Origin of the sequence: Streptomyces sp. NPDC002265 (assembly GCF_040296125.1) — a bacterium.
Taxonomy (GTDB): Bacteria; Actinomycetota; Actinomycetes; order Streptomycetales; family Streptomycetaceae; genus Streptomyces.
This window is the reverse complement of the sequence record NZ_JBEOWS010000417.1, coordinates 1-7,750: the sequence shown is the minus strand read 5'-3', so window position 1 is coordinate 7,750 and position 7,750 is coordinate 1. Positions and strand designations below refer to the sequence as shown.

The following is a 7,750-nucleotide window of genomic DNA, read 5'->3' as shown; positions in this document are numbered from 1 at the left end:
AACGCGCGGCCATACGCATCGGACGCGATCACATCGCGTCCGTCGTGAACACGCTTGTCCTCGCCTCGGCCAACTTCTTCTAGGACGTGTGTCGAAAGCGGACCTTGAACGGGAGATGATCTTGGTTCGTGGCACGTGGAGATCTGACGGACGCGCAATGGGCGGTGCTGGAAACGCTGTTGCCGAAGGGCAAGAAGCCCGGAAGGCCGCCGACGTGGGCCAGGCGGCAGCTGATCGACGGTATACGGTTCCGGGTCCGCACCGGCATCCCGTGGCGGGACCTCCACGCCGAGTACGGTCCGTGGGGTCGGGTGTACGACCTTTTCCGGCGCTGGCAGCGGGCCGGCACCTGGCATCGGATCTTCACCGAACTCCAGGCCCGGGCCGACGCGAAAGAGTTGATCACCTGGGACATCAACGTCGACTCCACCGTCGTCCGGGCCCACCAGCACGTCGCCGGTGCGAGGAAAAAGGGGAGCTGCAGAAGGAGCCGCCCGGCGGCGTCACCGTCGAGCCTGACGACCACGGGCTCGGGCGCTCGCGCGGCGGCCTGACGACCAAGCTGCACCTGGCCGTCGAACAGGGTCAGAAGCCCATGTCCATCGTGATCACGGCCGGGCAACGGGGCGATTCTCCGCAGTTCGAGCCGGTCCTGGACAAGGTTCATGTCCCGCGTCGTGGGCCGGGCAGGCCGCGCACCCGGCCCGATCGCGTGCGCGCCGACAGGGCGTACGCCTCCCGGAAGAACCGGGCTCATCTGCGGCGGCGCGGGATCCGCTGCGCCATCCCGGACAAGGCCGACCAGGCCCGCAGCCGCAAGAAACGCGGCTCGCGCGGCGGCCGGCCCCCGAAGTTCGACCCGCAGGACTACAAGGCCCGGCACGCGGTCGAGTGCGGCATCAATCGCCTGAAAAGGCACCGAGCTGTGGCCACCAGATACGACAAGCTCGCGGTCCGCTACGAGGCGACCGTCCTCGTCGCGGCCATCAACGAGTGGCTGTGACTGGCCACATCACGATGGCGCTGCGTAACAGCGGATGGCCACCGTCTGATGCGGGCTCCACTGCTGCTCGACCACAGCCATCAACTCCCAGCCCAGCCGCTCATACAGGGCTGTCGCTGCGGTATCGGATGCGACGACGTCGAGCACCGGATGCAGGCCACGACACCGCGCTTCCTCCACTGCTTGGCCAATCAGCAGTGCGCCGATCCGATGTCCCCTCGCCTGCGGGGCAACGAACAGCCTGCTGACCACGGCGGTCATACCCCGCGTCGCGCCGTTCCGCTCGCTCCACAACATCGGGGCCAGATCGCCTTCGCCGCCTTGCGACAAACTGACATGCCCAGCCAGGCGGCCTTCGAGTTCGGCAACCCAGGAACCCAGCAGGGGACCGCGTGACAGCCACTCGCCAGGCTGATCAGGCCAGTTCACCGGATAGCCGTCAAGCTGATGGACCTCCGCGAGGACCCGCACACACTCCTCAACATCGCCATCAACCCTCTGCCGGACCCGGCGGCTCGGCCTCTCAACAGGCACCCCAGAGCTCTCGATGTTCACTCCGGCATAGAAACACGGGCCACAGAGTCACAACCAGCCACTTTTGACACACGCCCTAGCCGTCTGGCAATCGAACAGCGCCTGACTGTCGTGCCTCTCGAAGTGGTCGACATCTGCTGTCCAATCTCGGTTCTGGCACCGATCTTGGGGACCGGTTGCGGAGGGTCACCGAGGTGTTCGATTGCGAGGGTCGGGTTCGCGTGAGACCGCGTACGCCCTGCCGTCTGACAGGCTGGAGTGACGCTCCGTCAGGTCTGTGACAGCCTCCGTTGTGGCCGGTGACGGTACTGGTCATGCAGGCTGACGCATCATTCTGGGACTCTCTCGTGTTCGACGGCATCGACGGCATAGACGTCGAGACGGTGACCGCCGCCTTCGGTACGGTCGACGTGGTGGCGCGAGGCAGGGCATCCGGGGCTGCCTGTCCTGACTGCGGCCGTTTCTCGGGCCGGGTGCACGACTCCTACCGGCGCAGGCTGAAGGATCTTCCGCTCGGCGGGCAGAGCGTCGTGATCCGGCTGACGGTCCGGCGATTCATCTGCGGTGCGGGCAACTGCCCGCGCCGTACCTTCGCTGAGCCGTTCGCTCGGCTGACCACTCCGTACGCGCGCTTCACCACGCGGCTCAACCACGCTCTGGAGCATGTCGGCCTCGCGCTCGCCGGACGGGCCGGCGCCCGCCTGGCGGGCCAACTTGGCATCAGCGCGGGGCGGATGACCTTGCTGCGCAGGGTCATGGCACTGCCGGACCCGCTGTTCAGCACGCCGCGCGTGCTGGGAGTGGACGACTTCGCGATCCGCCGAGGGCAGACCTATTCCACCGTTTTGACCTGCGGAGAGACCCATCGCGTGGTCGATGTGCTCCCGACACGCGAATCACGGCCGCTGACCGCATGGCTGACCACCCACCCCGGGGTGGAGATCATCTGCCGGGACCGGGCGGGCGCCTACGCCGAGGGCGCCCGGCTCGGCGCCCCCGATGCCCTCCAGGTCGCCGACCGGTTCCACCTATGGCAGGGCCTCGGCCGGGCCGTGGAGACCTGCGTCGCCGCTCACAGGGAGTGCTTACGGGCACCGGCACAGCTCAAGTCGACGAGTGCCGACACTCCGCCGGACGGCTCGGAGTCTGCCGACCGTGAGCCGGCCGGCAGACGGGCTCAGCGCAAGAAGGCCGCGCACGCGCTGGTCCACGAGTTGCTCACGCAGGGACACTCGCGCCGGGCGATCGCCCGGCACCTGGGCTGGGGGCTCAACACCGTGCTGCGCTACGCGCGCGCCGCGCACTGGCAGGACACCCTCCGCGAGAACCGCCCCCGGTCCAGCAGGCTGGACCCCTACAAGCCCTACCTGGAAGAGCGGTTCGCTGCGGGCTGCTCGAATGTCACCCTCCTGCACTGCGAGCTCCTCGCCGAGAACGCCCCCGTCACCTATCAGATGGTCCGCGCCTACATCGCTACTCTGCGCACCACCCCGCCGCAGGCGCCGCCTCCACCGCCGACGGTGCGGCAGGTGACCGGCTGGCTCACCCGCCATCCCACAGCCCTGAGCGAGGAAGACGGCGCCGCACTGAAGGGTGTCCTGGCCCGCTGCCCCGAGCTGGACGTCGCTGCAGGTCATGTCCGCGACTTCGGCGAGATGATGGCCCACCGTCTCGGTCCCACGCTCCCTGCCTGGATCGACGCCGTTGACGGCAGTCAGCTACCGGGCCTTACCGGCTTCGCCCTCCACTTGCTTCGGGACCTCGACGCCGTGACGGCCGGACTCACCCTGCACTGGAGTTCCGGCGGCACTGAAGGCGCCGTGAACCGCATCAAGAAGATCAAGAGGCAACTCTACGGGCGAGCGGGATTTGAACTGCTCCGCAAGATGATCCTGTTGCAGTGACCCGCCCTCGATATTCGAGTGAACGTACGGACGGGGCTGCGTAGGGTGACGAGCGTGGACCCAGCTGACTTCTACACCGGCATCGTCGCAGAGCTCTACGGACCGCTGAAGTCCTTCTCCCAGGACCCCGAACCCTACGCAGCCTTCATTCAGCAAGCCGGCATGCCGGCACTGGAGCTGGGGTGCGGCGACGGTGAGCCCCTGCTCGAACTGCGCCGACGCGGCCTGGACGTCGACGGCGTCGACTCCTCCGCCGACATGCTGGAGCGGCTCGGACGCCAGGCAGACGAACAAGGCATCCGTGCCACCCTGTTCCACCAGCGCATGGAGGCTTTGAACCTGCCCCGCCGCTACCGGGCGATCTTCCTCGCCGGGCCGACCTTCACCCTGCTCCCCGATGACGCCACAGCACTCGCCGCCCTGCGCGGCATCCGCGCTCACCTGGCTGAGGGCGGCACCGCCCTGGTGCCCCTGTTCACCCCCGCACCGACCCCCGCCGAACAGATCGGCCGGGTGCGCACGGCCGCCGCACCCGACGGCGCCGAGCTCCGGGTATCCGTCATCGCCGAGCAACGCGACGAGACAGCCCGGACACAGACGACGCTTCTACGCTACGAACGGCACCACGGCTCAGACAGCACCATCGAAGAGCGCCCGTGGATCATGCATTGGCACACCCGGGACCAGTTCGAGAAGCTGGCCACGACCGCCGGCCTGGCCGTGACCGCGGTCACCGATACGGACGGCAAGCCAGCCCCTGCCGATGCCACGGGCCTGCTGCACTTCCGGCTCCAAACCACCTGACCGCCTCGCCTCTGAAAAGCTCCGAAATCACCCTCCGCGACCGGTCCCCAAGATCTGTGCCAGAACCCCAATCTCGGTTCTGGGTGACCAGCGACTCGTCCCTGTAGCAGGCTTCGAGCCGGCCAGCATCGTTGTCCAGGACGGGAGTCCACGCGCCCGGTGACGTCCCGCCACGTACCGGAAGAAGCCGCCCCGCAGGAATTCGTGCCGAGGCACGATCCCCCGCGGGGGCTCCACCGGAGTGGAGTACAGCCGCCGTAGGCGGTGCGCCAATCCAGGAGGCCAGAGTCGATGCGGACCCAGAACGTGCGAGAGCCGATGACCGTCACCTGGGCATCGGCTACCTTGCCAACACGCCGCTGGAGCAGGTGCGCCGTGCCGCCCACACCTTCGTCGATCTCCTCCGCTCCCACCTCGGCGACTTTCACCACGCAGGAGACACCGGGAGCGAGGGACGAACGAGAACACCAACGGCCTGATCCGGCAGTACCTGCCCAAGCGTACGAATCTCTCTCCACACTGCTGACGATCTCCGTGTCATCGAGCAGCGGCTCAACAACCGATGCGGCAAGAAACTGAGTTGGCGGATTCCGGTCCAAGCGTTCACCGCGGCTCTGGCACTCTGAACTTGCAACGTTGCGACGATCATGCGAATCCGCCTCAGAACCCAGGTGCCGGACTCGGCTCAGTGCAAGCGTCGCTGACACTCGCTGACCGGTCGTGACGAGCCCGCCGCCCCGGACATCGCACGCCGGACGTCCGGCCGTGATGTCGGAGGCGGCTTGTATCCTGCACGCATTCGACGATCGGACGATCACGGGTACGGGCATGCGAGCACGGGGCTGGCGTCCAGGGGCGGGAGCGCGGGGATTTCGATGAGTGACGCACATCCGATACGAAGCCGCAGACCGGGCCTCTCGGCTGTTGCATACATCATCGCCGGGGTCGTCCTTGCCGCGGTCGGGGCCATCGGCGCCTGGCTCCAGCACGACGCTCCCGGCCGGAGTGCGGAGCCTCGTACGGAGTTCACCGCGCACAATCCGCCCCCCGGTCTGCCCACCGCGCTCACCACCGGCCAGCACCTCCACTGGTCCAGCTGCACCTCGCCGGCCACCGCGCGCACGGGCTTCGACTGCGCCACCATGAAGGCCCCCCTCGACTACCGGAAACCGGACGGCAAGACGATCGACGTCGCCCTGATCCGCCGCAAGGCCACCGGCCCGAACGCCCGGCGCATCGGCTCGCTCGTCCTCAACTTCGGCGGACCCGGCGTCTCCGGCGTGAGCGGACTGCCCGAATTCCTCAACCAGTACGAGCCGCTCCTCGACCGCTACGACCTGGTCTCCTTCGACCCGCGCGGCGTCGGCGCGACCATCCCCGTGCGCTGCGGGAAGACAGCGGACGACAGCGGCTACGACGGGGCCGACGCCTGCGCCGAGCACTCCGGGGCGCTCCTGCCGTACATCGGCACCTCGCACACCGCGCGCGACCTCGACCTGATGCGCTATCTCCTCGGCGACGGGCGGCTGCACTACTTCGGCGTCTCGTACGGAACGGCGCTCGGCGCGGTCTACGCCCACCTGTACCCGTCGCACGTCGGACGGCTCGTCCTCGAAGCGCCCGTCGATCCGACCGAGGACTTCGACGAGAAGCAGGTGTCGCAGGTCAAGGCGGTCCAGGCGGCGTTCGACCGGTTCGCCGCGCATTGCGCGGCCCATATCCGCCACTGCCCGACCGGCGACGGGCCCGAGGAGGCCGCGCGGCGCATGGCGCGCCTGGCTGACCGCCTGAAGAAGACACCCGCCCCGGCCCGCGGAGGAAGGACCCTCGACGCGGACGACCTTGCGTATGCCGTCAGCGACTATCTCGACTCCGGCACGGACGGGTGGGCGCCGCTGGCCAAGGCCCTCACCGCGCTGATCGACCACAACGACGGCCGTCCACTCAGCAAAGGCGCGGACGACAACGGCTCCGCCGACCGCGCGGCGACCCCGCACGACAGCAGCATCGCCGCCCAGACCGCCATCACTTGCGCGGACTCCAGCCTGCGCCCCGGCTTCGAACGCCTCGACGGGGACGCGGCCCGTATCAAGGCCGCTTCACCCGTCTTCGGCGAGGCCTGGTCCACCGGCGTCTACCTGTGTTACGGCTGGCCGTTCGACGGTGAGCGCGCCACGCTCCAGGTGAACGCCGACGGCGCGGCCCCCGTCCTGGTGGTCGGCGGCACCGGCGACCCGACCACCCCCTTCCCCGGCGCCGGCCACATGGCCCGCGCCCTGGGCGACGGCGTCGGTGTCCTCCTGACGGCCAAGGAGGAGGGCCACGGCACATACCCGCAGAACCGCTGCGTGACGGAGAGGGTCGACCACTACCTCCGCACGGGCCGCACCCCGGCCCCGGGGACGGTGTGCCGGGGCAGCATGCCCTGAACTTGTTCTTCATCTACCAAGATCTACCGGGTTTGCCGATGGCCTTGAGGGCCTCGGGGCGCTTGACAGTCGCGCCGACGCTGTAGCGAGGTGCCCGGTGCTTGTTCTTGGCGCCGGGTGGCCGTCCGGGGCAAGCTCCTCGGGGTTGGGAACACAGGCTGGGCAGGCGAGGTGACCGCGGATGTTACTGAACTCCCGGCGGCCCCAGGCCGGGTTGAGCCGGTATGAGGTGGCCGGCTTCTCCCAGGGCCGACGGAGGTTCGCGGCGAGGGGCTGAGCGAGCCGGAGTTGGGTGTGCGCGACGATCAGGATCCAGGTCCAACGGTCCGCCGCCTCGGGAGTGCGGAGCTTCGGGGTGGTCCAGCCGAGGGTCTGCTTCGCGAAGCGGAAGGTGTGCTCCAGGCCGAAGCGGCGGATCACCGCAGTGGCGGAGCGTCCCGTTCCTTTGCTGAGTCTCGGCCTTGCCGTAGTTGGTGGTGTCGGTGACCGTGGTGATCGCGAGCTCGGGCCAGGTCTCCGGCTTGGTGAACCGGAATTCCGGGCCGTGCTTGAGTGACTGGCTGGTGGTGCCGTTCATCCGTGGTGGTTTCGGCAGCCGCATCACGCGGTCGGAGCGGAACCGGCCGACCAGTTCGACGGGAAGGTCGCGCAGGACCCGCATATCGCGGCAACGACGTCGTGGTGATCTTGATGAAGGTCAAGAACCACACAGGAAGAGGCCGGTACGGTTTCGTCGTCAAGACCGCTGACCCGAAGTAACGTACGACCTACACGGGACGTGATCCATGCCAGTGAAAAGTCCGTCCTACGTCGAACAGGGTTACTCCGGTGACTTCGGGCTCACGGGTCTGACGGAGCAGTTGTGCTCCGCGGACCACTCTGCCGCGGACCTCGCCACCGACCTCCCGGCCGCGCTCGCGGTCGTGGCCCGGTCGGCGGACGGGTCCGACGGCGAGGAAGCCGTGGAACTGGGGGAGGACGCCCGTCGACTGTTGGACAGCCCGCTGTCGGAGGGCGACCTCCACACGGTGTGGCTGGCCCTGGGCGGCGCGGCCAGGACGACACCCCCCGACCCC

The 7,750-nt window shown here is 68.5% G+C and carries 5 protein-coding genes and 3 pseudogenes; 6 read left to right on the top strand and 2 right to left on the bottom strand.

The window, feature by feature from the left end; translation table 11 throughout:
- The first annotated feature begins 128 nt into the window (after positions 1 to 128).
- Positions 129 to 1,003, top strand: a protein-coding gene (locus ABT085_RS41115; RefSeq protein ID WP_502982945.1) for an IS5 family transposase whose coding sequence is annotated in 2 segments (ribosomal slippage) — positions 129 to 509 and positions 512 to 1,003 — 873 coding nt in all. Because the reading frame shifts where the segments join, the coding sequence is not laid out codon by codon here.
- A 9-nt stretch (positions 1,004 to 1,012) separates the two neighbouring features.
- On the opposite strand, the gene ABT085_RS41110 is transcribed toward ABT085_RS41115, so the two are convergent.
- Positions 1,013 to 1,474 (bottom strand): GNAT family N-acetyltransferase, encoded by a 462-nt coding sequence (locus ABT085_RS41110; protein ID WP_351620581.1) that lies wholly within the window; start codon positions 1,472 to 1,474, stop codon positions 1,013 to 1,015.
- Positions 1,475 to 1,851: 377 nt separating this feature from the next.
- On the opposite strand from ABT085_RS41110, the gene ABT085_RS41105 reads away from it, so the two are divergent.
- From ABT085_RS41105 to ABT085_RS41085, 4 genes and pseudogenes are all read left to right on the top strand, one after another.
- Positions 1,852 to 3,441 (top strand): ISL3 family transposase, encoded by a 1,590-nt coding sequence (locus ABT085_RS41105; RefSeq protein ID WP_351620578.1) that lies wholly within the window; start codon positions 1,852 to 1,854, stop codon positions 3,439 to 3,441.
- A gap of 54 nt (positions 3,442 to 3,495) precedes the next feature.
- Positions 3,496 to 4,245 carry a class I SAM-dependent methyltransferase gene (locus tag ABT085_RS41100; RefSeq protein WP_351620575.1) on the top strand — a complete coding sequence of 250 codons (750 nt, stop codon included), beginning with the start codon at positions 3,496 to 3,498 and terminating at the stop codon, positions 4,243 to 4,245.
- Positions 4,246 to 4,690: 445 nt separating this feature from the next.
- Positions 4,691 to 4,871, top strand: a pseudogene (locus ABT085_RS41090) (IS30 family transposase); the annotation flags it as partial.
- A 249-nt stretch (positions 4,872 to 5,120) separates the two neighbouring features.
- Positions 5,121 to 6,674, top strand: coding sequence for an alpha/beta hydrolase (locus ABT085_RS41085; RefSeq protein ID WP_351620572.1), 1,554 nt, complete (start codon positions 5,121 to 5,123; stop codon positions 6,672 to 6,674).
- A gap of 13 nt (positions 6,675 to 6,687) precedes the next feature.
- On the opposite strand, the pseudogene ABT085_RS41080 reads toward ABT085_RS41085, so the two are convergent.
- Positions 6,688 to 7,329 (bottom strand): annotated as a pseudogene (locus ABT085_RS41080) (transposase); the annotation flags it as partial.
- Positions 7,330 to 7,459: 130 nt separating this feature from the next.
- Here ABT085_RS41080 and ABT085_RS41075 point away from each other — a divergent pair.
- Positions 7,460 to 7,750, top strand: a pseudogene (locus ABT085_RS41075) (hypothetical protein); the annotation flags it as partial.